Origin of the sequence: Streptomyces sp. NPDC048484 (assembly GCF_040651415.1) — a bacterium.
Taxonomy (GTDB): Bacteria; Actinomycetota; Actinomycetes; order Streptomycetales; family Streptomycetaceae; genus Streptomyces.
This window is the reverse complement of record NZ_JBEZJY010000002.1, coordinates 149,842-176,649: the sequence shown is the minus strand read 5'-3', so window position 1 is coordinate 176,649 and position 26,808 is coordinate 149,842. Positions and strand designations below refer to the sequence as shown.

23 protein-coding genes and 1 tRNA gene are annotated in these 26,808 nt (G+C 68.8%); 12 read left to right on the top strand and 12 right to left on the bottom strand.

Annotated elements, in window-relative coordinates; all coding sequences use genetic code 11:
* Window positions 1-4 precede the first annotated feature (4 nt).
* From AB0D14_RS02600 to AB0D14_RS02585, 4 genes are read right to left on the bottom strand one after another with little or no spacing between them, the layout of a single operon-like run.
* The gene (locus AB0D14_RS02600) at window positions 5-1,057 is read right to left on the bottom strand and encodes a nitronate monooxygenase (protein WP_362773578.1); all 1,053 of its coding nucleotides are present in this window, start codon (window positions 1,055-1,057) and stop codon (window positions 5-7) included.
* On the bottom strand, window positions 1,057-1,863 hold the full coding sequence (locus AB0D14_RS02595) for a CoA-transferase (RefSeq protein WP_362773575.1): 807 nt from the start codon (window positions 1,861-1,863) through the stop codon (window positions 1,057-1,059). The genes AB0D14_RS02600 and AB0D14_RS02595 overlap by 1 nt, the downstream gene beginning before the upstream one ends.
* Window positions 1,860-2,723 (bottom strand): CoA-transferase, encoded by an 864-nt coding sequence (locus AB0D14_RS02590; protein WP_362773573.1) that lies wholly within the window; start codon window positions 2,721-2,723, stop codon window positions 1,860-1,862. The genes AB0D14_RS02595 and AB0D14_RS02590 overlap by 4 nt, the downstream gene beginning before the upstream one ends.
* A complete protein-coding gene (locus tag AB0D14_RS02585; RefSeq protein WP_362773570.1) occupies window positions 2,724-3,545 on the bottom strand; it encodes an enoyl-CoA hydratase family protein in 822 nt (273 codons plus the stop codon).
* An 87-nt stretch (window positions 3,546-3,632) separates the two neighbouring features.
* On the opposite strand from AB0D14_RS02585, the gene AB0D14_RS02580 reads away from it, so the two are divergent.
* Together AB0D14_RS02580 and AB0D14_RS02575 are read left to right on the top strand one after the other, a co-directional pair.
* Entirely contained in the window at window positions 3,633-4,421 is a 789-nt protein-coding gene (locus AB0D14_RS02580) for an SDR family oxidoreductase (protein WP_362773568.1), read from the top strand.
* An 80-nt stretch (window positions 4,422-4,501) separates the two neighbouring features.
* A complete protein-coding gene (locus AB0D14_RS02575; protein WP_362773916.1) occupies window positions 4,502-5,410 on the top strand; it encodes an SDR family oxidoreductase in 909 nt (302 codons plus the stop codon).
* Window positions 5,411-5,417: 7 nt separating this feature from the next.
* Here the strand turns inward: AB0D14_RS02575 and AB0D14_RS02570 are convergent, their stop codons facing one another.
* Window positions 5,418-6,329, bottom strand: coding sequence for a hypothetical protein (locus AB0D14_RS02570; RefSeq protein ID WP_362773565.1), 912 nt, complete (start codon window positions 6,327-6,329; stop codon window positions 5,418-5,420).
* A gap of 302 nt (window positions 6,330-6,631) precedes the next feature.
* On the opposite strand from AB0D14_RS02570, the gene AB0D14_RS02565 reads away from it, so the two are divergent.
* Window positions 6,632-7,369: a serine protease gene (locus AB0D14_RS02565; RefSeq protein ID WP_362773913.1), complete on the top strand. Its 738-nt coding sequence runs from the start codon at window positions 6,632-6,634 to the stop codon at window positions 7,367-7,369.
* Here the strand turns inward: AB0D14_RS02565 and AB0D14_RS02560 are convergent.
* Complete coding sequence (locus AB0D14_RS02560; RefSeq protein ID WP_362773563.1) at window positions 7,366-9,228, bottom strand: beta-galactosidase family protein; 1,863 nt, start codon at window positions 9,226-9,228, stop codon at window positions 7,366-7,368. The genes AB0D14_RS02565 and AB0D14_RS02560 overlap by 4 nt on opposite strands.
* Window positions 9,229-9,348: 120 nt before the next feature.
* Here AB0D14_RS02560 and AB0D14_RS02555 point away from each other — a divergent pair, with 120 nt between their 5' ends.
* From AB0D14_RS02555 to AB0D14_RS02530, 6 genes are all read left to right on the top strand, one after another.
* Window positions 9,349-10,239: an AraC family transcriptional regulator gene (locus AB0D14_RS02555; protein ID WP_362773560.1), complete on the top strand. Its 891-nt coding sequence runs from the start codon at window positions 9,349-9,351 to the stop codon at window positions 10,237-10,239.
* Between the two features lie 80 nt (window positions 10,240-10,319).
* Window positions 10,320-10,649 (top strand): chorismate mutase, encoded by a 330-nt coding sequence (locus AB0D14_RS02550; protein WP_362773557.1) that lies wholly within the window; start codon window positions 10,320-10,322, stop codon window positions 10,647-10,649.
* Between the two features lie 151 nt (window positions 10,650-10,800).
* Entirely contained in the window at window positions 10,801-11,319 is a 519-nt protein-coding gene (locus AB0D14_RS02545) for a response regulator (protein WP_362773554.1), read from the top strand.
* Window positions 11,320-11,466: 147 nt separating this feature from the next.
* Window positions 11,467-13,980, top strand: a complete 2,514-nt coding sequence (pepN, locus tag AB0D14_RS02540; protein WP_362773551.1) for an aminopeptidase N — start codon at window positions 11,467-11,469, stop codon at window positions 13,978-13,980.
* A gap of 339 nt (window positions 13,981-14,319) precedes the next feature.
* A complete protein-coding gene (locus tag AB0D14_RS02535; RefSeq protein WP_362773548.1) occupies window positions 14,320-15,738 on the top strand; it encodes an aminotransferase class V-fold PLP-dependent enzyme in 1,419 nt (472 codons plus the stop codon).
* Complete coding sequence (locus AB0D14_RS02530; RefSeq protein ID WP_362773545.1) at window positions 15,735-17,168, top strand: SidA/IucD/PvdA family monooxygenase; 1,434 nt, start codon at window positions 15,735-15,737, stop codon at window positions 17,166-17,168. The genes AB0D14_RS02535 and AB0D14_RS02530 overlap by 4 nt, the downstream gene beginning before the upstream one ends.
* A 102-nt stretch (window positions 17,169-17,270) precedes the next feature.
* On the opposite strand, the gene AB0D14_RS02525 is transcribed toward AB0D14_RS02530, so the two are convergent.
* Complete coding sequence (locus tag AB0D14_RS02525; protein WP_362773910.1) at window positions 17,271-19,094, bottom strand: 5'-nucleotidase C-terminal domain-containing protein; 1,824 nt, start codon at window positions 19,092-19,094, stop codon at window positions 17,271-17,273.
* Between the two features lie 140 nt (window positions 19,095-19,234).
* On the opposite strand from AB0D14_RS02525, the gene AB0D14_RS02520 reads away from it, so the two are divergent.
* On the top strand, window positions 19,235-19,951 hold the full coding sequence (locus AB0D14_RS02520) for an SIMPL domain-containing protein (protein WP_362773543.1): 717 nt from the start codon (window positions 19,235-19,237) through the stop codon (window positions 19,949-19,951).
* Between the two features lie 143 nt (window positions 19,952-20,094).
* Window positions 20,095-21,531 carry a pyruvate kinase gene (gene pyk, locus AB0D14_RS02515; RefSeq protein WP_362773541.1) on the top strand — a complete coding sequence of 479 codons (1,437 nt, stop codon included), beginning with the start codon at window positions 20,095-20,097 and terminating at the stop codon, window positions 21,529-21,531.
* 11 nt (window positions 21,532-21,542) lie between these two features.
* Here the strand turns inward: pyk and AB0D14_RS02510 are convergent, their stop codons facing one another.
* A complete protein-coding gene (locus AB0D14_RS02510) occupies window positions 21,543-22,304 on the bottom strand; it encodes a transcriptional regulator (protein ID WP_362773538.1) in 762 nt (253 codons plus the stop codon).
* A gap of 106 nt (window positions 22,305-22,410) precedes the next feature.
* A tRNA-Leu gene (locus tag AB0D14_RS02505) sits at window positions 22,411-22,484 on the bottom strand.
* Window positions 22,485-22,587: 103 nt separating this feature from the next.
* On the opposite strand from AB0D14_RS02505, the gene AB0D14_RS02500 reads away from it, so the two are divergent.
* Window positions 22,588-23,244, top strand: coding sequence for a response regulator (locus AB0D14_RS02500; protein ID WP_362773536.1), 657 nt, complete (start codon window positions 22,588-22,590; stop codon window positions 23,242-23,244).
* Between the two features lie 100 nt (window positions 23,245-23,344).
* On the opposite strand, the gene AB0D14_RS02495 is transcribed toward AB0D14_RS02500, so the two are convergent.
* Genes AB0D14_RS02495 through AB0D14_RS02485 form a run of 3 tightly spaced genes read right to left on the bottom strand, consistent with a single transcriptional unit; the run spans window position 23,345 to window position 26,807 of the window.
* Window positions 23,345-24,061 (bottom strand): ABC transporter ATP-binding protein, encoded by a 717-nt coding sequence (locus AB0D14_RS02495; RefSeq protein ID WP_362773533.1) that lies wholly within the window; start codon window positions 24,059-24,061, stop codon window positions 23,345-23,347.
* Entirely contained in the window at window positions 24,058-24,969 is a 912-nt protein-coding gene (locus AB0D14_RS02490; RefSeq protein ID WP_362773530.1) for an ABC transporter ATP-binding protein, read from the bottom strand. The genes AB0D14_RS02495 and AB0D14_RS02490 overlap by 4 nt, the downstream gene beginning before the upstream one ends.
* 5 nt (window positions 24,970-24,974) lie before the next feature.
* The gene (locus AB0D14_RS02485; protein WP_362773527.1) at window positions 24,975-26,807 is read right to left on the bottom strand and encodes a branched-chain amino acid ABC transporter permease; all 1,833 of its coding nucleotides are present in this window, start codon (window positions 26,805-26,807) and stop codon (window positions 24,975-24,977) included.
* Between the last annotated feature and the right edge of the window lies 1 nt (window position 26,808).

Below are 26,808 nucleotides of genomic sequence, written 5' to 3'. Positions count from 1 at the left end.
TGTGTCACGTCCCCGGATCGGGAAGGGTGCGCAGTGTTTCCCAGGCCTGCGTCATTATTCGGTCCACCAGGTCCGCGCACGACGGCAGGTCGTCGATCACACCCGCCACCTGACCCGACGCCATCACCCCCAGATCCGCGCGCCCCTCCACCATCGACGCGCGCAGCAGCATCGGGGTGTTCGCGGCCAGGAGTACCTGGCTCCAGGTCAGGTCCTTGCCGTGCTTCATCGTCATACCGTCGCGGATCATCCGGGACCAGGTGAGGCCCGAGAGCTTCCTGAACCCGGCGGCCCGGCGCACCGCCCGGGTCAGGGTCCTCGTACGGCCCGCTCCCTCAAGGGAGTCGACCAGAGCCGTACGGAGCATGCGGTGCGGCAGTCCGTCCACGGCCGTCGTCACCGTGACGTCCTTCACCGTGGCCGCGAGATACCGGGCCTTCACCGCGTCAGGCACCGTCGAGTCCGAGGTGAGCAGGAACCGGGTGCCCATGGCGACTCCCGCGGCGCCGTACGCGAGCGCCGCGACCAGGCCCCGGCCGTCGAAGAAGCCACCCGCCGCGACGACGGGTATGCCGACGGCGTCCACGACCTGGGGGAGGAGCACGCTGGTCGCCACCTCTCCGGTGTGGCCGCCGCCCTCGCCGCCCTGCACGATCACCGCGTCCGCTCCCCAGGCCGCGACCTTCTCGGCATGGCGGCGGGCCCCGATCGAGGGCACGACGACCACGCCCGCGTCCTTCAGCTCGGCGATCAGCTCGCGGGAGGGCGCGAGCGCGAAGGAGGCCACCCGCACGCCCTCCTCCACGATGATCCGTACGCGGTCGCGGGCATCCCCCGCGTCTGCGCGCAGGTTCACCCCGAACGGCGCCTCCGTACGGGACGCGACCTCGCGAACCGCCGCCCGCAGCTGGTCGGGGGTCATCGTCGCGGAGGCCAGGATGCCCAGCGCGCCCGCGTTCGCCGCGGCGGAGACCAGACGCGGGCCCGCCACCCAGCCCATCCCGGTCTGCACGATCGGGTGCCGGACGCCGACGAGCCTGGTGAACGCGGTCTCCATCAGCCCTTGACCTCACGATCGCGCAGGCCCCGCGGATCGATGATCTCGCGGACCGACTCCAGCTCCGCCGTAGACGGTTCACGGGTGTACGGGACGTCGTCCGGGACGGTCAGCTCGAAGGCCGTCGCCGCGGCGACCTCCTCGACCGTCACCCCCGGATGCAGCGAGGCCAGCCGCATCGAGTGGTCCGGGGTCGCGAAGTCGAACACCCCGAGGTTCGAGACCACCCGCGGGATGCGGTGGAAACGTGTCGCCGTGGGACCGGCCGCCGCGGCACTGTCGTACCCCACCCCGCCGATCATGTCGACCTTCTCGACGAAGACCCGCGCCGAGTGCCTGGGCACCCAGTAACTGACCGGGTTGTTCACCGTGTTGACGGGGCCGCCCCGCACTCCGAGCAGCTGCCGGGTGGGACGCTCCCAGTCGCCCACGCACGAGATGTTCTGGTTGCCGAAACGGTCGATCTGGCTCGCGCCCATCATCACGTGCCGACGCCCGCCGGTCACCAGGGCCAGATGCTGCCGGTACGGCAGCCAGCCCTCCGGGGTGCCGTCGAGCCCCACCAGCATCGCCTCGCCGTCGGTCAGCAGCAGGTCGGGCGAGAAGGTGCGCCTGGCGAGGCGGGCGCCGATCGACGGGATCAGGCCCATCGGGCTGGCCAGCACCTCGCCGTCGCCCCGCCACGCCTCGGCGCAGGCGATCACGCAGTACTCGGCGCGGGTGACGCCGGTCAGCGATGTGCTCCGTGATGCGCTCGGGGACGTGTCCGGTGATGTGTCCGGTGATGCGTTCGACGCCGTGCTCATCGCTGCTCCTCGTGCCATGCTTCGACGGCGGTCCGGTAGGTCTGCTCGTCACCCGCGAGGAACCTCTCGGCGAACTCGGGCCAGGGCATGGACGCGTACAGCCGCTGGAAGGCCTCGTCCCGGTCGTGGTCCGGCGCGCACGACGTGAAGTGCGCCCCGCTCGGCGCCTCCACCACACCACTCACGTGGAGCCGCTTGATCAGCAGCGTCTGCGGGGGCGCCGCCTTGGTCAGCTCCGCCGTGTCGACGATCCGCTCACAGGACACGTACGCCGCCCCGGCCGCCTCGCAGAACAGGTCGTCGAAGTACGGGTCGGGGCCCAGATACTGCCCGTTGCCCGCCCGGTCGGCGCGGTTCACATGGACCAGCGCCGCGTCCAGCCGCAGGGCCGGCATGGCGACGAAGGTCTCGCACACGCCCGTCGACTCGTCCGCGTACGGCGAAGTGACCGTACGCAGGCCCGGATTGACCCGCATGACGTCCGAGCCGATGCCGGCCCGCACCGGCAGGAACGGGAGGCGGTTGGCGGCTGCCCGCAGCCCCCACATGAACATCGACTCGTCGATCTCCATCAGTTCGAGGGCGCCGCTCTCGCGGGCCGCCCGGTAGTGCGGTTCGAGCGGGATCGAGTCCAGCGTCGCGAACGGGGCGACCAGTTTCCGTATCCGCCCGGCGGCCGCGAGCATGCCGACGTCCGGGCCGCCGTACGAGACGACCGTGAGATCGGTGATCGCTGAGCGGAGCAGCGCCCGCACGAGGGCCATCGGTTTACGGCGCGAGCCCCAGCCCCCGATACCGAGGGTCATCCCGCTCTCCAGCCGGGCGACGGCCTCGTCGGCGGTCATCGTCTTGTCACCCATCTACCCGCCCTCCTTTCCGGCCTCTCGGGCCTCTCGGACCTCTCCGGCATCTCCGGCCTCTCGGACCTCTCCGGCCTTTCCGAAGGTGTCGCGGACCCGGTCGCCCGTGCCACCGAGGCCCGCCTCGAACGTGAAGCCCTGCTCGAAGCGGTAGCTGCGGCGCACGTCGACAGGGTCGATGCCGTTGATCGCGGCCTTGGCGAGCCGGATCAGCTGTCCGTCCTTGCCCGCGATCTCGCGCGCCAGCTCCAGCACGGCCGCGCGCAGCCGGTCGCGCGCCACGACCCGCCACACCGACCCGTGCCCGTGCAGTTCGGCCGCGGTCGCCGTGCGTGATGTGTAGTAGAGCGCGCGCATCAGATGCTGGGGCACCAGACGGGACAGGTGTGTGGCCGCGCCCAGCGCACCCCGGTCCAGCTCGGGCAGACCGAAGGTGGCGTCGTCGCTCGCCACGATCACGTCCGCGTTGCCCACCAGGCCTATCCCGCCGCCCAGACAGAAGCCGTGCACCTCCGCCACCACCGGCACCTCGCACTCGTACACCGCGGCGAAAGCCTCGGCGCAACCGCGGTTGGCGCCGAGCAGGGCTCTGTCGCTCTTCGCCCTGTCGCCCTTCGCCTGTATCTCCTTGATGTCCACGCCCGCGTTGAACCCCCGCCCCTCGGCGGCCAGCACCACACAGCGGATCCCGCTGTCGCGGCCTGCCGCGCGCACGGTGTCGGCCAGCTCGAACCAGCCCTGCACCGGCAGCGCGTTCACCGGCGGGAAGTCGACCGTGACAACGGAAATCCCCTTTTCCGGGGACGAGGTGGAGACACCCATGGACGCATCAGCTACCTTTCCACCAAACGTTTGTTAGGTTCGGTCCGATGTGAAGGTAACAGCGAATACCGACGAGCGGGAGGCCCTGTGGACAAGCGGCTCGTTGTGGTCACGGGCGGGACCAGGGGGGTCGGCGCCGGGATCGCCCGAGCATTCGCCGAAACGGGTGACGAGGTCGTGGTCTGCGCACGCAGACCACCACAAGTACCGCTCGACGGCGCCGAGTTCGTTCCCCTCGATGTACGCGACCCACCGGCTGTCCGCGCCTTCTTCGGACGGCTGCCCCGGCTCGACGTCCTGGTCAACAACGCGGGCGGCGCCCCCTACCGGCTGCTCACCGAGACGGAGGCCGAGCGGCACGCACGCGTGATCGACCTCAACCTCACCGCGCCCCTGACGGCCTCCCTGGCGGCGTACGACCGGCTGAAACGAACCCGGGGCTCCATCGTGATGATCGGCAGCGTCAGCGGGACCCGGCCCTCGCCCGGCACAGCCGCCTACGGGGCGGCGAAAGCGGGACTGGAGAACCTGGCGCGCTCGATGGCCGTGGAGTGGGCGCCGGACGTACGGGTCAACACGCTCGTGGTCGGGATGGTCCGCACCGAGCTGTCCCACCTCCACTACGGGGGCGAGGACGGCATCGAAGCAGTCTCCCGCACCGTCCCGCTGGGGCGGCTCGCCGCGCCCACGGACATCGGCAGGGCGGCCGTCTTCCTCGCGTCGGACGCCGCCGCGTACATCACCGGGGCCGGCCTCCTCGTCCATGGCGGCGGCGAGCGGCCCGCCTTCCTGGACGCGGCGACCGCCAACAAGTCCGCGCAGAACAGCGCGAAAAACTCCGCGCAAAACACCGTCGACCAAGGAGGAGTGACGTGACCTCAGGCACCGGCGCAGGGAGAGGAGCACGGAAAGGAGCAGGGCAAGTCGCAGGCACAGGGAGAGGGACAGGCGTCGGCATCTGTGACGGGCGGGTGGTGATCGTCACGGGGGCGGGACGCGGGCTCGGACGGGCCCACGCGCTCGCCTTCGCGGCCGAGGGGGCGCGGGTCGTCGTGAACGACCTGGGCGTCGGACTCGACGGTTCGCCCGGGGCCGACAGCCCGGCCCGACAGGTCGTCGACGAGATCGCGGCGGCCGGCGGCGAGGCCGTCGCACACGCCGGGGACATCGCGACGACCGAGGGCGCCGCCTCCCTCGTACACACGGCGGTGGACACCTTCGGACGGCTCGACACGCTGGTGAACAACGCGGGCTTCCTGCGCGACCGCATGCTGGTGAACCTCGACGAGGACGACTGGGACGCCGTCATGCGCGTCCACCTGAAGGGCCACTTCCTGCCACTGAAGCACGCCGCCGCGCACTGGCGGGCCCAGGCGAAGGCGGGGCACATGCCGCAGGCCCGGATAGTCAACACCAGCTCCGGAGCAGGCCTTTCGGGGTCTGTCGGGCAGGGCAACTACAGCGCCGCCAAAGCCGGCATCATCGGGCTCACCCTGGTGGCCGCCGCCGAGATGGGACGCTACGGAGTGCAGGTCAACGCCATCGCGCCGGCCGCGCGGACCCGGATGACCGAGGACGCCTTCGCCCAGGCCATGGCGGCGCCGGACAGCGACTTCGACGCGATGGCCCCCGAGAACGTGTCACCGCTCGTCGTCTGGCTCGGCTCCGACGCGAGCGCCGGGACAACCGGCCGGGTCTTCGAGACCGAGGGCGGCCGGATCACCGTCATGGACGGCTGGCGGCCCGGCCCCAGCGCCGACAAGGGGGCCCGATGGACCCCCTCCGAGGCGGGCGACACGGCCCTGCGACTCCTCGCCGAGGCACAACCACCGGCCGCGGTCCACGGGGCGGACCCGCGCCCCTAGGGCCCCCTTACGTGTCGCACTCCAACACCGAGCGACAAAGCCCGCAACGCGCCCGTACACGCCCCCGAACCGGCACCCGGATCCGCTGATGGCAGGTCGGACAGGGAAACGAGACCCGCAGCGGGCCGCGTCCGTCCGGCGTGAAGGTGTACGGGGCGACGGCGGCCGGAGCCGCAGCGGCCGGGCTCGGGGCGGGATGCTCCTGAGCGTGACGGCGGTCCTTCGCATAGCGGCGGCGGCCCGCCCAGCCGGCCGCGGTCAGCGGCGGCTGTCGCTCGTCCCGGCGGGCCTGCGCCGCGCCCCGCGTGTACGCGGAGTACGCCTGCGCACTGGTGAACCAGGTGGCCGGATCCTCACCGAAGACCAGCGAACGCTTGGCCAGCACGTACCCGAACTCCTCCGGCGTCAGATAGCCGAGCTTCTGCGAGGACGACGCGTCTTCCCGGTACGCGTCGAGCAGCAGCCAGCCCGCACCGAGATACGTCGTCGCCGTGTCCGTGAGGATCTCGTTGGCGCGGGTGCCGGGGAAGGACAGGTCGAGGCGGTGCAGATAGACGTGCATCACCTCGTGTGCCAGCGCGGCGCCGATGTCCTTCCGGTGCGTACGGAAGCGGTCGTTCAGCTCGATGAAGTACTCCGGACCCGCGGCGAGTTCGACATTCGCCGCGTGCCGCATCTCGCGGAAACTCACGATCATGCGGGCGTCCGGCAGCCGGAAGTGACGCACCAGCTCGCGGGCCACCCGCTGGGCCCCCAGATACAGATCGTCCGTGTCGCAGAACGCCACGTCGGCGGGGGCCACACTGGTGGCGAACGCGTGGATGGTGTCGTAGGAGAGCCGCTTGTACAGCGCGGTGACGGCCGCCCGCACCGTCTCCAGGTGCGGGTAGCCGTGCTCGACCGGACCGCCGTTCGCCACGCCCGTACCCCCCGAGAGGCCCAGAACCTCATTCCACCCTAAGGGGACGCGAGCGGATTCTCCCGGGTTGGGTTCCCTGAGGGGCGCGTGACATCCACCCTTGCCTTCTGCTCCACATGATCTTCATACTTCTGTGCACTCTTCTGCGCACTTTTCTGTGCGCTCCGCTGCGGGCTGACGTGGGCTCTGCTGTGCGTTTTCCCGCGCCCGACTCCCACGCTCATCCCCTCACGAAAGGGAACCTGTTGACCAACAGAACGCTCGGCCTCCTCAAGAGATCCGCCTTCGGGCGGGCCGCGGCCATCGGCGCCGTCACCCTCGCGGCCGTCAGCCTCCAGCCCGTCGCCGCGCACGCCGCGCCCGTCCCGATCGTCGGCGGCACGCCCGCCGGGCAGGGCGAGTTCCCGTTCATGGTCAGCCTGTCCATGGGCTGCGGCGGCTCGCTCTACAAGAAGGACGTGGTCCTGACCGCCGCGCACTGCGTGAACGGCTCGGGCAACACCACCGGCATCACCGCGACCGCCGGGGTCGCCGATCTCGGTGCCGCCGGCGCGATCAAGGTCAAGTCCACCAAGGTCATCCAGGCCCCGGGCTACAACGGCGCCGGCAAGGACTGGGCGCTCATCAAGCTCGCCCGGCCCATCGACCTGCCCACGCTGAAGATCGCGACGAACACCCGCTACAACCGGGGCACGTTCACCATCGCCGGGTGGGGCGACACCGCGGAGGACGCGGGCACCGGCACCACGAAGCTGCTCAAGGCCAAGGTGCCGTTCGTCGCCGACGCGAAGTGCAAGCGGGCCTACGGCAGCGACCTGATCGCCGGGCAGGAGATCTGCGCCGGCCTTCCGCGCGGCGGGGTCGACACCTGCCAGGGCGACTCCGGCGGGCCCATGTTCCGCAAGGACGACAGCGCCAAGTGGATCCAGGTCGGGATCGTCAGCTGGGGCGCCGGGTGCGCGCGGCCGATGACGCCCGGTGTGTACACCGAGGTGTCCACGTTCGCGAGCGCGATATCCCGAGCGGCGGCGACGCTCTAGGACAGGTCCTGGCCGTCCGGCGGCGACTCTTCAGCCGTCCGGCGGGACAGGGGGACAGGGGCGGGTGTTCGCGGTGTGTTTGTGCCGCGGGCGCCCGCCTTCTCGCTCTCCCTCACCCCCACCAGCACCGGAGGCGCCGCGGACCACTCGAATTCCAGCACCCACACGTCGTTGGCCCCCTCCCGCAGTACCGGACCGGGCACGTACAGGGACGACTGCGGGCCCACGGACCAGTAACGGCCCAGGTTGAAGCCGTTCACCCAGACGAAGCCCCTGGTCCAGCCGGGCAGTTCGATACGGGCGTCCCCGACGCCGCGCACCATGACCGTGCCGCGGTACAGGCCGGGGGCACCCACCGCGGGCAGCGCCCCGAACGGCACCGCCTCCACACCGGCGTCGAACGCGTCCAGCCGCAGCGCCCGCGCCCGCACCCCGTGCAGATACTGCCGTTCGTGCAGCACACCCCCCGTGACACCCTTCGGCTCCCCGGTCCGTGGCCCGTAGTTGACCCGCCCCAGCGACTCCACCCACAGCTCCACGCGCGCGGGACCGGCCACCGGCTCCTTGAGTTCCGGCTCCTGCTCGGTGACCACTCCGGCCGGCACCCCGTCCACGTACACGACCGCCAGATCCCGCAGCCCGCGCACGGTCAGCGGATACGGCTGCCGCGGCCCCGGCACACCGACGCTGTAGCGCACGAGCCCACGGTCCACGTCCAGTTCCTCGAACGTGGGCGGCACAGGGGTCTCGGTCTCGGGCCCGCCGAGCGCGTCGAGCACCGCGGACAGGGCCGCCCAGCCCGTGAGATCCACGGTGGCGGGGGAACGCAAAGCGGGCGGCGTGGGCGGCAACTCGGGCAGCGGCCCGTCCGCGCAGGCCGCCAGAAGGGACCGGAACCGCCAGAACTTCTCGGTCGGGCACCCGAGTTCGTCGATCGGCGCGTCATAGTCGTACGACGTCACGTCCGGCTCCAGAACACCGTCGTGCAGCGCCCCACCGCCCCGGTTGGCGCCCGCCCAGCCGGCGAAGTTCGTGCCACCGTGCGCCATATAGAGGTTGACCGACGCCCCGCACTCCAGGATCTCCCGCAGCGCGTCCGCCGCGTCCTTCGGGTCACGCACGGCATGCTCGCCACCCCAGTGGTCGAACCACCCGCACCAGAACTCCATACACATCAGCGGCCCCGAAGGCCGGTGCCGGCGCAGCACCTCGAAGGCCTCACGCGCCTGCGAGCCGAAGTTCACCGTGGCCAGCACACCCTCCACGGAACCAGCGGTGAGCATATGGTCCTCGGGCCCGTCCGAGGTGAAGAGCGGCACACCCACGCCCCCCGCGCGCACCACCTCGGTGAGACGACGCAGATACACCTGATCCGAACCGTAACTGCCGTACTCGTTCTCCACCTGCACCATGACCACCGGACCCCCACGGTCCACCTGCCGGGCCACGACCTGCGGCAACAGGTGTGCGAACCACCGCTCCACAGGACCCAGGAACCCCTCGTCCCGGGTACGGACCCGCGCACCCAGCCCGCCGGTCAGCCAGTGCGGCAGCCCGCCGTTCTCCCACTCGGCGCAGATGTACGGACCCGGCCGCACGATCGCCCACAACCCGGCCGCGCGCACCGCGTCCAGGAACCGGCCGACAGCCCCCACATCCCGGAACACGCCCGGCCGGGGCTCGTGCAGATTCCACGGAACGTACGTCTCCACACAGTTGAGCCCCATCGCCCGCAGCATCGCCAGCCGGTGCCCCCACTGCCCCTCGTGCACCCGGAAGTAGTGCAACGCCCCCGACAACAGCCGCACCGGCCGCCCGTCCACCAGAAAATCGGTGTCCCCCACCGTGAACTCGCTCATACCCGCCACCCTGACCCCTGGCGGCGACCCGGTCCATGGACAAAGATCGGCATCGATTGGACGCAGCTGCCGGCCCCGGCCGACAGGAGGAAGCCGACCCCGGCCGACGGGAGGAAACGGATGTACCACACCTGGATGCGGTTCTTCACCCCCGGACCCGCCCATCACAGGCTCGGCCTCGTCTGCCTCGGCGTCGGCCTCCAGCACGGCACACTGCCCACCGTCGGACCCCGCACCCTCGACCACCACGTCGCCGTCGTCGTCAGCACCGGCCGCGGCTGGTTCCGTACCCCCGACGGACACCGCACCACGGTCACCGCACCCGCACTGCTGTGGCTCACCCCCGGAATACCCCACCACTACGCACCCGACCCCGACACCGGCTGGGACGAGGCCTTCGTCGACTTCACCGGACCCACCGCCGACACCTACACCGAACTCGGCTACATCGAACCGGACCGGCCCGTCGTCGCCCTCTCCGACGCCGCCGCCCCCCGCGCCACCGTGGGCCGCATCGTCCGCGCCGCCCGCCGCGGCAACCCCCTCCTCGAAGTCGAGACCAGCGCCGCCGTCCACGAACTCCTCGTCACCCTGCGCCGCGCCCGCGCCGACACCGCCCCCGACGGCGAACAGCTCCTCCAGGCCCTCGCCCGCGACGCCTGCAAAGCCCTGACCGTCGCTGACCACGCCGCCCGGCACGGCATGACCCCCGCCGAACTGCGCACCGCCGTCCGCCGCGGCGCCGGCTGCAGCCCCAAGGACTACCTCCTCGGCATCCGCCTCGGCCGCGCCAAGGAACTCCTCGCCACCACCGAACTCCCCGTCGCCGCAGTCGCCAGACGCGTCGGCTACGACGACCCGGCCTACTTCTCCCGCCTGTTCACCCGACGCGCCGGCCTGGCACCCGTGCGCTTTCGGGAACAACAGGGCCGTACCGTCCCCGGCGGCTGGAGCAACCAGGTCCCCGACCCCGACCACCCACCGACGATCGAGCGGTTGCACACCACCTGAGAAGCGCGCGTGCCAGGCGTCGCGCGCCCGGCCGGGGAGGTGACACAGACTCTCAGGCACGCCCCGTAGGGTTGGCCTCCATGACCACCAGCAACACGGGCGACGTCGCCCCGGCAGTCCGCACCGAACTCGCCCGACTGCGCGAGAGCATCGACAACATCGACGCCGCCGTCGTCCACATGCTCGCCGAGCGCTTCAAATGCACCCAGCAGGTCGGCCACCTCAAAGCCGCCCACCAACTGCCGCCCGCCGACCCGTCCCGCGAGGCCCAGCAGATCGCCAGGCTCCGCCGACTGGCCGAGAACGCCAACCTCGACCCGGCGTTCGCGGAAAAGCTGCTGACATTCATCATCGCCGAGGTCATCCGCCATCACGAGCGCATCGCGGAGGACACCAACCCCCGGGAATGACCACCCCCGGCCCCCCGGCGCGCCCCGGCCCCCAGCCTTACATCAGCCCCACCCCCTCGGCGCGCAGGCCGAAATGAGGCATCCTGCGCTGAGCACCCCCTGTCAGTCGGTTCGGACATAAGCTGTTGGTCCAAGCGAGGGGACTCGCACCATGTCGCCGGATGCCAAGATCCTCATAGTCGACGACCATGAGGACACCGTGTACGCCCTGGAAAGCGCCCTGGCCCCGCTCGGCTACCAGCTGTCGCGGGCGACCAGCGGCGACGAAGCGCTGAAGGAAGTCCTGCGCGGCCAGATCGGTCTGCTCCTGCTCGACGTACGCATGCCCGGCGTCGGCGGCCTCGACGTCGTCCGCTACATGCGGGGCGTGGAACAGACCCACCTCATCCCGATCATCCTCGTCACCGGGTTCGGCACGGACACCGAACTCACCTCCGCGGCCTTCCAGCTCGGCGCCTCCGACCTCGTCACGAAACCCATCGACCCCTGGATACTGCGCACCAAAGTCCGCTACCTGTACGACTCCCACCAGCGATACGAGTCCCTGGAACGAGAAGTCCGCGAACTACGGGCCCTGGTCAAGGGCCAGGAACCCCCCGATCGCTACACCCCTCCGATCACCACCCAACGGCCCGCCCCCCGCAAACAGGAACAGGGCCGCACCGCATAGACGCAGGCACAGGCGCAGGCGCACAACCGCGAAGAACCAGACGGCACAGACACACAACCGCGAAGAACCAGGCGCACGGGACCGCCCACAGGGCACGAAGCCGGCAGACCAGGCCGCCCCTGTGCCACGCCCCGCCCATCAGGCAGCATGGCACCCATGTCCGTACTGACGCGCGACGAAGCGCAGACCCGTGCCGCACTCCTCGACGTCCACCGCTACCGGATCGAACTCGACCTGACGCGCGGCGACGACACCTTCGACTCCCTCACCACCATCACCTTCACGGTACGCGGGGACCTCGACGGCGACGGAGACACCTTCGTCGAGCTCAAGCCCGCCGAACTGCGCTCCGCCACCCTCGACGGACACCACCTCGACCTGGACACCCTCCACGAGAACCGGCTGCCCCTCACCGGCCTCACCCCGGGCCCCCACGAACTGCGCGTCGACACCGTCATGCGCTACTCCCGCACCGGCGAAGGCATGCACCGCTTCACCGACCCCACCGACGGCGAGACCTACCTCTACACCCAGCTGTGCATGAACGACGCCCAACGCGTCTACGCGGCCTTCGACCAGCCCGACCTCAAGGCGGTCTTCGAACTCTCCGTCACGGCCCCCGACAACTGGACCGTCCTCACCAACAGCGTCACCACCCCCACCGGCGACGGCGTCTGGCAGGCGGCACCCACCCCACCCGTCTCCACCTACCTCGTCGCCGTCGCCGCCGGCCCCTGGCACTCCGTACACACCGAACACCGTGGCCTGCCCTTCGGCCTCCACTGCCGCCGCTCCCTGGCCCCCCACCTCGACACCGACGCCGACGAACTCCTCGACATCACCCGCGCCTGCTTCGACCGCTACCACGAGAAGTTCGAGGAGCCGTACCCCTTCGACTCCTACGACCAGGCGTTCGTACCCGAATTCAACGCCGGCGCCATGGAGAACCCCGGACTCGTCACCTTCCGCGACGAGTTCGTCTACCGCTCCGCCGTCACCGACACCGAACGCCAGACCCGCGCCATGGTCATCGCCCACGAGATGGCCCACATGTGGTTCGGCGACCTCGTCACCCTGCGCTGGTGGGACGACATCTGGCTGAACGAGTCCTTCGCCGAGTACATGGGCTACCAGACCCTCACCGAAGCCACCCGCTTCACCGACACCTGGACCGACTTCGGCATCGTCCGCAAGGCCTGGGGCTACGACGCCGACCAGCGACCCTCCACCCACCCCGTCGCCCCCGACCCCGAAGCAGTCCCAGACACCGCCTCCGCACTCCTCAACTTCGACGGCATCTCCTACGCCAAGGGCGCCTCCGCACTGCGCCAACTCGTCGCCTGGCTCGGCGAGAAGGACTTCCTCACCGGCATCAACACCCACTTCGCCCGCCACAAGTTCGCCAACGCCACCCTCGCCGACTTCATCGAATCCCTCGCCGCGGCCACCGAACGCGACGTCCACGCCTGGGCCGACTCCTGGCTGCGCACCACCGGCGTCGACACCCTCACCGCGACCGTCACCACCCAGCCGGGGGAGTGGACCCTCACCGTCGACCGCGAAGGCAGCCGCCCCCACCGCGTCAACATCGGCGTCTACGACCGTGACCTCGCCGGCGACCGCACACTCGTCCTGCGCGAGCGCTACGAGACGGACATCCCGCAGAGCCGGCCCACCGCTCCCCGCCCCGGCCCCCGCCCCGCCCTCGTCGTCCCCAACGACCTCGACCTCACCTACACCAAGATCCGCCTCGACGACGCATCCGAGAAAACCGCCCTGCACGGCATCTCCGGCATCCCCGACGCCCTCACCCGCGCCGTCCTGTGGAACACCCTGCGCGACATGGTCCGCGACGGCGACCTCGACCCCGCCACCTACCTGGAGACCGCCCGCGCCCACCTCCCCGAGGAGACCGACCTCGCCGTCGTCCAGGGCGTCCTGACCTTCGCCGCCGCCCAGGTCGCCAACCGGTACCTCCCCGCCCACGACCGGCCCACCGCCCTCGCGACCCTCACCTCCCTGTGCCGCGACCTGATCCGCCGCACCGAGGACGGCGACAACCCCGGGCTGCGCCTCGTCGCCGTCCGCCACCTCATCGACGTCGCCGCCCAGCCCGACACCATCAGCGCCTGGATCTCCGAAGGCACCGTCCCCGGCGGACCCGAACTCGACCCCGAACTGCGCTGGCGCATCCTCGGCCGCCTCTCCGTCCTCGGCGCCGTCGACGACGCCGTCATCGACGCCGAACTCATCCAGGACCCCAGCGCCACCGGCCAGGAAGGCGCCGCCCGCTGCCGCGCCGCCCTGCCCGACCCGGTCGCCAAACGCGCCGCCTGGGAGTCGATGTTCACCACCGACGACCTGTCCAACTACCTCTTCACCGCCACCGCCCGCGGCTTCTGGCAGCCGGAACAGGCCGACCTGGTACGGGAGTTCGTCCCCCGCTACTTCGAGGACGCCGTCACCCTCGCCGCCCGCCGCGGCCCCGCCATCGCCGACGCCGCCGGCCACTGGGCGTTCCCCGCGTACGCCATCACCCCCGAAACCCTCGCCCTCGGCGAACAGTGCCTCAACGAGGCCGACCCCACCCCGGCCCTCCGCCGCAAACTGACCGACCAACTGGACGACCTGGCCAGGGCACTGCGCGTACGAGAGTCATAGCCCCGCCCCACCCCGCCCCAGGGGAGTCATAACCCCGCCCCAGAGCCCGAGCCCCGCGTTCCCCTTAGGGGCGCGGGGCTGTTCAACGTCCGGCTCCGCAGTGCGAGCGTGACGCCCAGGGCAACGCTCATCCAAACAGGGGCGCGGAGACCTGCGCGCCCAGCGCCCAACGACCCGCACGCCGCCCTCCGCCCGAAGACCCCCGACCCTCCGGCGAAGGCCCCGCCCTGCGGCCGAAAACCCCGTACCCCCTTTCGGGTGCCGATCGTTGAACCCTCGGGCACGTCGGCCCAAACGCGACAAAACTGAAAGCCCCGTCGCACGCCCCGGAGGACGATCATGAGCACGCTCGCATCAGGCCCCCAAGGCCCGGACGCCCTGCGGCCGTTGCTCAACACGGTGCTCGACGCACTGCACGCGGGCGCCGCCACCCGACGCGGCCCCCTCCCCGCCGGCGGCCCCACCGAGGTAGCCGCACGCCTGCGCGCAGCCCTCGGCAACCCCCTCCCGGACCAGGGCGACGAACACGCACTGCACACCCTCGTCCACGCCCTCGCGGCCGGCGCCGCAGACCCCGCCGACCCCCTCTGCACAGCCCACCTCCACTGCCCGCCCCTCGCCGTCGCCACCGCCGCGGACCTCGCCGCTTCCGCCCTCAACCCCTCCCTCGACTCCTGGGACCAAGCCCCCGCCGCATCAGTACTGGAAGCCCTCGTCACCAAAGCCCTCGCCAACGAGGTCTATCCCCCCACCAGCCGAACCACCACGACCCCCGACACCACCACGACCCCCGACACCGCCGGTGCCCCCGACGCCCTCGTCACCACAGGCGGCACCGAATCCAACCAACTCGCCCTCCTACTGGCCCGCGAAACCCACGGCCACGTACAACTCATCCAGGCCGCCAACGCCCACCACTCCCTCCACCGCGCCACCTGGCTTCTCGGCCTCCCCGAACCAGTCACCGTGCCCGCCCCCGCCGGCACCATGGACCCCGCCGCACTGGACCAGGCCCTGACCGCCCTCTCCGGCCCACCCGGCACCCTCCTCGTCGCAGCCACCGCAGGCACCACCGACGCCGGACTCATCGACCCACTCCCCGAGATCGCCACCCTCTGCGAAACCCACGGCGCCCGCCTCCACATCGACGCCGCCTACGGCGGAGGCCTCCTCCTCAGCGACCACCACCGCCCCAAACTCGACGGCCTCACCCGCGCCCACACCGTCACCCTCGACCTCCACAAACTCGGCTGGCAACCCGTCGCCGCAGGCCTCCTCGCCGTACGAAACCCCCACGACCTCACCGCACTGAACCACCACACCCACTACCTCAACGCCGAAGACGACACCGAAGCCGGCCTGCCCGACCTCCTCGGACGCTCCCTGCGCACCAGCCGACGCCCCGACATCCTCAAAATCGCCGTCACCCTCAAAACCCTCGGCCGACGAGGACTCGCCGCACTCGTCGACCAGGTCTGCGCCCACGCGGACGAACTCGCCGAACTCATCCACCGACACCCGCACTTCGAGCTCTACGACCGGCCCACCATCAGCACCGTCCTGTTCCGGCCAACCGACGCCACCGACGCCACGGTCGCCGCCGTACGCCGCACCCTCCTCACCGAAGGCCGAGCCGTCCTGGGCCGCGCCCGACTGGACAACCGCCTCTGGCTCAAAGCCACCCTGCTCAACCCGCACACCGGACCCGGCGACCTCGCCGCGCTCCTGGAACTCGTGGAAGGACACACCGCCCGATGAGGCCGACGCCACCCCCCACGCCCACCACACCCCCCACCCGCCACGAACCCGAAGCCCCCCGCGACGTCGTCGGCATCGGCATCGGCCCCAGCAACCTCTCCCTCGCCGCCCTCGCCCACCCCCTGGCCGAACTCGACACCGTCTTCTACGAACAGCGCCCCACCTTCGACTGGCACCCCGGCCTCCTCCTCGAAGGCGCCACCCTCCAAGTCCCCTTCCTCGCCGACCTGGTGACCCTCGCCGACCCCGCCAGCCCCTGGACCTTCCTCAACTACCTCAAAACCCGCGAACGCCTCTTCCCCTTCTACTTCGCCGAACGCTTCCACATCCACCGCGCCGAATACGCCGCCTACTGCCGCTGGGTCAGCGACAGCCTCCCCGGACTCCACTTCGGCCACCAGGTCGACGCCGTCCGCTGGAACCCCGAACGCGACCTGTTCGAAGTCGACTTCACCCAACTCGACACCGACGGCGAAGCAGAAGCCCTCGGACGCACCTACACCAAGAACATCGCCCTCGGCATCGGCACCGCCCCCCACATCCCCGAACCACTGCGACCCCTCGTCGAAGCACCCGGCGTACCCGTCATCCACGCCGCCGACTACCTCCACCACCGCGAACGCTTCCTCACCGCCGGCCACATCACCGTCATCGGATCAGGACAGTCCGGCGCCGAAGTCTTCCTCGACCTCCTCAGAAACCGCCCCACAGGCCACGAAAAAATCCACTGGCTCGCCCGCACCGAAGCCTTCGCCCCCATGGAGTACTCAAAACTCGGGCTCGAACACTTCACACCCGACTACACGCGCTACTTCCACGCCCTGCCCGAACCCGTACGCGACCGACTCGTCCCCGCCCAATGGCAACTCCACAAAGGCATCGACGCCGACACCATCGCCGCCATCCACGACGAGCTCTACCGCCGCACCCTCGACGGCGGCTGGCCCGACACCGTCCTCACCCCCGGCGTCCACGTCCGCACCGCCGGCCGCATCGCCACCACCAGAATCGAACTCCACCTGGAACACGACCAACAAGCCGACCGATCCCGCATCACCACCGACGCCGTCATCCTCGCCACCGGCTACCGCGAACGCCCCCTCGACCGAATCCTCGCCGGCCTCGACCCCTACATGCGCCGCGACGCCTCCGAACGCCCCAGAATCGACGACCGGCACCGCCTCGTCCTCGACCCCTCCGTCACCGGCGACGTCTACGTCCAGAACGCCGAACGCCACACCCACGGCATCGGCGCCCCCGACCTCGGCCTCACCGCCTGGCGCAGCGCCAGCATCCTCAACTCCCTGACAGACAAAAACCCCTACCCACTGCCGACCCGAACAGCCTTCACCACCTTCGGACTCACCCAGCACCCCCAGATCCCACCCGCCAGGCAGCCGAAGACCCTCACACCACTGGTGGCCGACTGAAAGACAGCCGGCCACCAGGAGAAACCCACCATGAGAACTCTTCCCGAACCACATCACGAGAAGACGGACATCACGAGAAGACGGACATCCGAGAAGAAGACATCAGGAGAAGACAGGCGTGCCCTCACGCGTCAGCTTCCAGTCCACCGAAGCGAACTCCGCCGGATCCAGCGAACCCTTCGCCGTCACCCACTCCGCGATCCGCGTACGAATCTCCGTCGACTCCGCCCACAACTCCTTCGCCGACGCCACATGCGGGAACGCACCACCACCGTTCGCCCGATAGTTGTTCACCGCGAACACGAACTGCTGCGCGTCGTCCAGCACCGCACCGTTGTAGGAGAGATTCTTGATCCGCGACCCCGCCGCCTGCGCGATGTCGATGTCGTACGTCAGGCCCGACACATAGTCGTAGTTGTAGTCCGGCCGGTTGCCCGCATTCGTCAGCTTCTCCACGTCGACCGGCGCACCGACCGCCGTCCGCACGTAGTACTCCGCCGAGAACTCCAGGTACGCCCGCACCTGAGCGCCCGTCAGCAACTTCGCGACCAGCGTGTTGTCGTACACGTACAGACTCGACAGATCCCGGATCGTCACATTCCCGGCCGGGATCTCCGACGTACGCGAGAACGGCGACGCCTGCGACAACACCGGCAGCGACGCATACTCCGTACCCGCCAGCGCAGCCTTGACCACGTCCTCCTGAACCTTCGTGATCAGGTCGATGATCGGCGCGTCCTTGTACCGCGCCTCCACCGTCGTCAACGTCTCCGTCGCCGTCCCCACCACCTGGTTCACATACGCCACGACCACGTCGTGCTCGTCCTTCAGCAGCTTCGTGATCCTCGGGTCGTCCGCCACCGAGTTCGAGTTACGGACCGACGCCGCCACCGACTCGACCGTCCACCGACCCCGCTCGAAGACCAGCTCAAAGTCGAACAGCGACAAACGCTCCGCATACGCCAGCGGCTCCGACAGGACGACCGTCTTCCCCGACTTCTCGTTGGTGACCTTCAGCTCAGGAATCTCCACATGCGCGTGCCCGACCAGAATCGCGTCGATCCCCGGCACCTGCTGCGCCACCAGGGCCGCCGAATTCTCCACATACGGCAACTGGTCACCGTACGACGACGTGCCCGACGAACCGGAGTGCGCCGACACGACCACCACGTCCGCGCCCATCGACCGCAGCTTCGGCACCCACTTCGCCGCCTGCTCCTCAAGACCCGGGAAAACCAGCTTGCCCTGCACATACGCCTTGTCCCAGATCGCGATACCCGGGTTCGTCAGACCGAGAACCGCCACCTTGACCGGCGGAGCACCCTTCACACGGAACTTCTTGATGAAATACGGCGGAAAAGCCGGCTTCAACGACTTCGCATCCAGCACGTTCGCACCCAGAAGCGGAAAACGACACTGCTCCTCGAACTTCCGCAGCGTCTCGATGCCGTAATTGAACTCATGATTGCCCAGCGCCACCGCGTCGTACCCGATCGCGTTCATCGCCTGCGCCATGGGATGAACCGGCCCACCCTTGGCGGTGATCGGATCGACCTTCGCGTAGTAGTACGTCAGCGGCGTGCCCTGGATCGTGTCACCCGCGTCCAGCAACAGCGTGTTACCACGGCCCTTCTCCTTGCGCACCGCGTTCACCAGCGTCGAGATACGCGACAGACCCTGCGCATTACCCGCCGCGTCCTTGTACTCCGCGTCCTTGAAATAATCCCAGTTGAAAACATGTCCATGCAGATCCGTCGTGCCCATCACCGTCAGCGAATACCGCCTCGGCTTCGGCTTCCCCCGACCCGCCGCCTCCGCACCCGCCACCGCTGCCTCCGCACCCGGCGCCACCGCCGCACCCGCCAGCGCAACCCCCGCCCCGGCCACAGCGGACTTCTTCAAAAACTTCCGACGATTCAACGACATGACGGGCCACTCCTCGGAGAAACGGTCAACAACGCGCGTAGATTCTGACCCGACCGCACCACACAACAACACCCCCCACAGGTTTCGATCTGATGACCGGCAAGAACCCCAAACGGGCCGCCAGTGACAGAGTGGGACGTATGGCCTCACCACCCGAACACCCCCCGACCCCCACCCCCTACGGCACACCCGAAGCCCCCCGCATCGCCGTCCGCGGCGAAGCCCACCTCGAAGTCGACCCCGAAATAGCCCGCATCGGCATCACCGTCAGCGCCCGCGGCACCGACCGCAAAGACGCCCTCAACCACCTCACCCGCCGCAACACCACCGCCCTCGACCTCATGAACACCTACGGCGACGCCATCGAAAAACTCGAAACCGGCTCCTTCTCCATCACCCCCGAACTCACCAAACACGGCCGCGGCGAACGCATCCGCGCCTACCACGGCACCGTCCACATCACCGCCGAACTCACCGACTTCACCGCCCTCGGCGAACTCACCACCCGCCTCGCCGACCTCGACCTCACCCGCGTCGACGGCCCCTGGTGGGCCCTGCGCCCCGACTCACCCGCCCACCGCCGAGCCAGGCAACAAGCAGTACACGAAGCAGTCCAACGAGCCCGCGAATACGCCGAAGCCCTCGGCACCACCCTCGCCGCCCTCGTCGAACTCGCCGACATCGGAGCCGAAAACGCCCAGCCCTACAGCATGGAAGCCCAGTCCCGCTCCATGCGCACCACGAGCTTCGACGCCGCCGCCCTCGACCAGCCCCCGGCCCTCGACCTCGAACCAGAACGCCAACACGTCCACGCACAGGTCAACGCCCGCTTCACCATGTCACCACCAGCGCTCTGACAACCGCCAACCCGCACCCCGAAATGCTCATCGGAGCACCCCCGCGCACAATGCAACCCTTGTCAATAGCCCGTCACACAAAGGTCGTTGAGCAGCCACGCAGGACCAAACCCCTACCCACTGGTAAGGCCTAGGCTCACACCATGCGCCGAGCAAAGATCGTCTGCACCTTGGGCCCCGCCACCGACTCGTACGGCCAGATCAAAGCACTGGTCGAAGCCGGAATGGACGTAGCCCGCTTCAACCTCAGCCACGGCAGCTACGCCGACCACGAGGAGCGCTACCAGCGCGTACGCAAGGCCTCCGACGAGACCGGCCGCAGCGTCGGAATCCTCGCCGACCTCCAAGGCCCGAAGATCCGACTCGGCCGCTTCACCGAAGGCCCCGTACTCCTCGAACGCGGAGACACCTTCACCATCACCGTCGAAGAAGACGCCCAAGGCGACCGCCACACCTGCGGAACCACCTACAGCGGCCTCGCCACCGACGTCACCACCGGCGAACGCATCCTCGTCGACGACGGCAAAGTCTGCCTCGAAGTCACCTCCGTCGACGGACCCCGCGTCCACACCACCGTCATCGAAGGCGGCATGGTCTCCGACAACAAAGGCCTCAACCTCCCCGGCGTCGCCGTCTCCGTCCCCGCCCTCTCCGACAAGGACGAGAACGACCTCCGCTGGGCCCTGCGCACCGGATGCGACATCATCGCCCTCTCCTTCGTCCGCAGCGGACACGACATCGACGACGTCCACCGCATCATGAAAGAAGAAGGCCGCCGCCTCCCGGTGATCGCCAAGGTCGAGAAACCCCAAGCCGTCGACAACATCGACGACATCGTCGCCGCCTTCGACGGCATCATGGTCGCCCGCGGCGACCTCGGCGTCGAAATGCCCCTCGAACAGGTCCCGATCGTCCAAAAACGCACGATCAAACTGGCCAAACGCAACGCCAAGCCGGTCATCGTCGCCACCCAGATGCTCGACTCCATGATTGAAAACTCCCGCCCGACGCGCGCTGAGGCCTCCGACGTCGCCAACGCGATCATCGACGGCACGGACGCCGTGATGCTCTCCGGCGAAACCAGCGTCGGCAAATACCCCGTCGAAACGGTCCGCACGATGGCTCGCATCGTCGAGGCGGCGGAAGAGGACATCCTCGCGAAAGGCCTCCCGCCCCTCACCGAACGGAACAAGCCCCGCACCCAGGCCGGCGCGGTCGCCCGGGCCGCCGCCGACATGGGCGACTTCCTCGGCGCGAAGTTCCTGGTCGCCTTCACCCAGAGCGGCGACACGGTCCGCCGCCTGTCGCGCTACAGGTCGCCCATCCCGCTCCTCGCCTTCACCCCTGACCCGGCGACCCGCTCCCAGCTGAACCTGACCTGGGGCGTCGAGACGTTCCTGGGCCCGCACGTCGACTCCACGGACGCGATGGTCGACCAGGTCGACGAACTCCTCCTGAAGTACGGCCGCTGCCAGAAGGGCGACACCGTCGTCATCACGGCCGGCTCCCCACCCGGAGTCTCCGGCTCGACGAACCTGGTCCGAGTGCACCACATCGGCGAGGACGACAGCCCGAAGTAGGGGGCTGGGGGTCAGTATTTGGGCCCTACGTGGATGTCCATGAGGGCGACGGAGGCTTTGCGGGCGACTGAGATGTTGCGTGAGTTGGCCTGTTTCCAGCCGACGCCGACCTTGTCGAGGGCGTCGGTGTAGAGCCCGGTGATGTCCGTGGACAGATTCGTGAAGAAATACCGGGGGTAGTCGTAGCGCTTCTTCTCGCCTGCGACCACCCGGGTGGTCCAGTTGGTGATGCGGCAGCCGTCGGAGTGGATGAGGCCGCGGATGAGTTCCCACGGGTGGATGTCCACGATTCTCTGCTGCCATGGGTCCAGGGCGATAGAGCGCTCGTGTTTTTTGCCGGAGCCATGTTGAGGAAAGAAGCACGGCCAGTGCTTGCTGAAGCAGGTGACGTACTGGCATCCCGGGCGCTGGACGCGGCACACCTTGTTGTCAGGGCGTGCGGTCTGCACGGCGTCGGCGCAGGCGTCGATGAGCCCGGGCCACGCGTCGGCACATGCGATGCGTAGGAAATAGACGCCTCTACGGGCCGCGCTGATACATCCGTCACCCAGATAGAGGCCCAAGAGATAGGCGTACGCCGCTTGATCGCGCGGCGGCCCGGGTGGGTCCTCGCACCGGGGGCACGGGAGTCCGGCGCGGTTGAGCGGAGCGATCCGTTCTAGCCAGGAGCTGATCGCTGCCCGTGAGATACCCGTTTCCTTGCTGACGGAGTTCAGGCTGCGTCCTTGGCCGACCAGGGCGATGGCTCGCTGGCGTGTGCTCATGTCGTACATACGGCCACTCTGTGTTACTGATCGCGACCGTGTGCAGCAAAAAGCGGATGTTCACGAGAACGTGGACATCCGCTTTCTTTTGTGCACCTTCGAATCGAAGGAAAAGTGCCCCGGGTGGGACTCGAACCCACACTGAATACCTTTTGAGGGTATCGTCTCTACCGATTGGACTACCGGAGCTCCTGCGAATCGAAGGAACCCTTCGACCCGCTGAAGTCCCACCATACCGCAGCTAGGTACGCTCTTGGGAGCAGTACTTGCCTGCCCTGGAACGAGGAGCCCCGTGACCACCCCCGAGTCGCCCCAGCCCGTAGACGCGCCTGACGACGACAAGTCGCACGTGCCTCCGCTGACGACCCGTGTCGTCATCGCCGAGGACGAGGCGCTGATCCGTCTCGACCTCAAGGAGATGCTCGAAGAAGAGGGGTACTCGGTCGTGGGTGAGGCCGGTGACGGTGAGGAAGCCGTCGAGCTTGCTCGGGAGCACCGTCCTGACCTGGTCATCCTTGATGTGAAGATGCCGAAGATGGATGGGATCTCCGCCGCGGAGAAGATCGCGGAGGAGTCCATCGCGCCGGTGCTGATGCTGACCGCGTTCTCGCAGCGTGACCTCGTCGAGCGGGCGAGGGACGCGGGTGCGATGGCGTATCTGGTGAAGCCGTTCAGTAAGAGTGATGTGGTTCCGGCGATCGAGATGGCGGTTTCGCGGTTCACGGAGTTGAAGGCGCTGGAGAAGGAGATCGAGGATCTCACTCAGCGGTTGGAGACGCGGAAGCTGGTGGACCGTGCGAAGTCTGTTCTGCAGACGGAGTACGGGCTGAGCGAGCCGGCGGCGTTCCGTTGGATTCAGAAGACGTCGATGGATCGTCGTATGTCGATGCAGCAGGTCGCGGAGGCGGTCATTCTGGACGCCGATGAGAAGAAGGCGTCCAAGGGCTGACCGGCGTCGGCGCTGTTCTTGCACGGCTGAGGCCCGCACCCGGAGTAGGGGGTGCGGGCCTCAGCCGTATGCGGGGTGCGGGGCTGTGCCCTGGAGGGGGTCAGTCCTCGCCGAGGTATGCCTTGCGTACGGATTCGTCGGTCAGGAGGTCTCGGCCGGTGCCGGAGAGCACGATGTTGCCGACTTCCATGACGTGTCCGTGGTCGGCGAGGGAGAGTGCCGCCTGGGCGTTCTGCTCGACGAGGAGGATCGTGGTGCCCTGGGACTTGAGTTCCACGATGGTGGCCATGATCTTCTGCATCATGATCGGTGAGAGGCCCATGGAGGGTTCGTCGAGCATGAGCAGTTTGGGCTGGGACATGAGGGCGCGGCCCATGGCGAGCATTTGCTGTTCGCCGCCGGAGAGGGTGCCGGCGGCTTGTTTGCGGCGTTCTCCGAGGATGGCGAAGAGGTCGTAGGCCCGCTTGATGTCTTTTTCGATGCCTGCTTTGTCGTCGCGGAGGAAGGCGCCGAGGCGGAGGTTGTCCTCGATGGTCATGCGGGGGAAGATGTGCCGGCCCTCGGGGGAGTGTGCGAGTCCGAGGGAGACGATCTGGTGGGCGGGGATCTTCTTCAGTGACTTGCCCTGGAACTTGATCTGGCCGCCGACTGGTTTGAGGAGGCCGGAGAGGGTGCGCAGGGTGGTGGTCTTGCCGGCGCCGTTGGTGCCGATGAGGGTGACGACCTGGCCGGCGTCGACCTTGAAGGAGATGCCCTTGACGGCTTCGATCTTGCCGTAGGCGACCCGGAGGTCCTCGACTTCGAGTAGTGCGGTCATCGGTCGGTCTCCTTGCGGGGCGCGGCGTCGGTGGCGGCGTCGGCGTGTGCTTCGGCGGCTTCGACTTCCGCGACCTCCTCCTGGCCGGGTGCGCCTTCGAAGGGTTCGCCGAGGTAGGCGGCTACGACTCGTTCGTCGCCCTGGACGGTGGCGCTGTCGCCTTCGACGAGTTTTTCGCCTTGGACGAGTACGGCGACGCGGTCGCAGAGGTTGAAGATGAATCGCATGTCGTGCTCGATGACGAGTACGGCGATGCCCATGTCGCGGATGGCGAAGACGAGTTCTTCGGTGGCGCGGGTTTCCTGTGGGTTCATGCCGGCGGTGGGCTCGTCGAGGAGGAGGAGGCCGGGTTCGCTGGCGAGGGCTCGGGCGATTTCGAGCTTGCGCTGTTCGCCGTAGGGGAGGTTTCTGGCGAGGTGGTCGCGTTTGGCTTCGAGGCCGATGAACTCGAGGAGTTCCATGGCGCGTTCTTCGGAGGCTTTTTCGGCCTTTTTGAAGCCGGGGCCGCGTACGAGTGCGGACCAGAGTCCTTCTTTGGTGCGGGTGTGGCGGCCGACGAGCACGTTTTCCAGGACGGTCATGTTGCCGAAGAGGCGGATGTTCTGGAAGGTGCGGGCGACGCCTGCGGCCGTGACCTTGAAGGACTGGGAGGGGAGGATTTTGCCTTTGTAGCGGACTTCGCCCTCGGTGGGGAGGTAGAGGCCGGTGAGGCAGTTGAAGAAGGTCGTCTTGCCGGCGCCGTTGGGGCCGATGAGTCCGACGATTTCTCCGCTGTTGACGGTGAGGTCGACGTTTTTCACGGCGGTGAGGCCGCCGAAGCGCATGGTGACGCCGCGTGCGTCGAGGACGGCTTCGCCGGGGGTGTTGGCGCCCGGGGCGGTGTCCTTGGTGGTGGTGTCGGTTGTCATCGTGGTCAGGCCCCTGCCTTGCTGAGGACTGTGGGCGCTTCTGCTTCCTGGTGGAATTCGAGCTGGCGGCGCCGGTTCGGGATGAGGCCTTCCGGGCGGAAGCGCATCAGCAGGACGAGCGCGAGGCCGAAGGCGAGGAGTTGGTAGTCGCCGAGGAACTGGAGCTTGGCGGGGATCAGGTAGAGCAGTGCGGCGCCGACGAGGGGGCCGCTGATGGTGCCCATGCCGCCGAGGACGACCGCTGCGAGCAGGAAGGCCGAGTTGGGTGGGACGACGTGGGCGAACTGGTACTGCTCGGGGGTCACGGTGTAGGTGACGTGTGCCTGGACGGATCCGGCGAGTCCGGCGAGGGCGGCGCCGAGGGCGAAGGCGATGAGTTTGACGCGGAAGCCGTTGATGCCCATGGCGAGTGCGGCTGTCTCGTCCTCGCGGATGGCGACCCAGGCGCGGCCGATGCGGGAGTCGCCGCTGCGGCGGAACACGATGACGACGACCAGGGTGATGACGAGCATCATCAGGAAGTAGTTGGCGAACCGCGCGATGGTGAATCCGGCGATGGTGTGTTCTTGGCCGAAGTCGAAGCCGAGGATGTTGAGGTTCGGGATCGAGGAGATGCCGTTGGAGCCGTTGGTGATGTCGGGGCCGCTGGTGCCGTCCATGTTGAGGACGCCGATGCGGAAGATCTCTCCGAAGCCGAGGGTGACGATGGCGAGGTAGTCGCCGCGCAGTCGCAGGGTGGGGGCGCCGATGAGGACGCCGAAGACCATGGCGACGGCTGCGCCGAGGAGGGCTGAGGCCCAGAACGGCAGCTGGATGTCGAAGGGGGAGGAGGGGGAGCCGGAGACCATGGCTGCGGTGTAGGCGCCGACGCCGAGGAAGGCGACGTATCCGAGGTCGAGGAGTCCGGCGAGGCCGACGACGATGTTGAGGCCGAGGGCGACGGTGGCGAAGATCAGGATGTAGACGCCGATGGTCGCGTACTGGTCGTCGGACTGGGTGAAGGGGAATGCGGCGGCGGCGATGAACGCGCCGAGCATGGTGACGGTGGCGTGTTTGCCGGTGAGTGCGGAGAGCCTGTTGACGAGTCCGGCTTTGGCGGCGGCTGCGAAGCCGAGGCCCGCGGTGATGAGGAAGCCGATGAACTGCTGGTCGTACTCGGTGCCGATGCCGTAGGTGAAGACGATCAGGCCGAGGGTCAGCGAGGCGACGATGACGAGGATCTCGGCGAACGCGGGGAGTTTGCGGGCCGGGGCGGGGGTGGTGGTGCTGGTGGCGAAGGCGGCCTTGATGACGGTGAGGGTGTGTCGCGCCTTGTGGCGGGACTGCTCCCAGCTGGTGTCGTCCGGGTCGAAGGGCTCGGGTGCCGGTCGTTGGAACGGAAGGGAGAGCGCGCCGAGGAGGGCGATGAGGGTGGCGATGGCCGCGACCCAGCCGCCGGGTTCGAGGTTGGCGAGGCCGCCGAGTTTGGTGCTGATCGCGAGGATCGTGTACCAGGCGGTGGCGAACGCGGCGAGTGCGGCGAGTTTGATGGCGCTGTCGGCGCCCGCGGGTGTCAGCCAGCGCAGGCCCTTGACGCCGTAGGAGGCGAGGCCGAAGAGCGTGGTGAGGGCGCCGCCGATGAGGACGAGGACCTGCAGGCCGCCGGGGTAGCCGTAGACGGTGAGGTCGCCGGGGAAGGCGTCCGTCCAGGTCCAGGCGAGGAAGGTGGAGATGATGGTGAGGACGCCGCCGCCGGTGGCGAGGGCGCGTCCGATGTGGGGTGGGATGCCGATGAGTCCGGCGGTGGAACCGGTGGGCTCCTTGGCGGGCGTCTGGGGGGCGTTGGTCTGTGTGGTCATT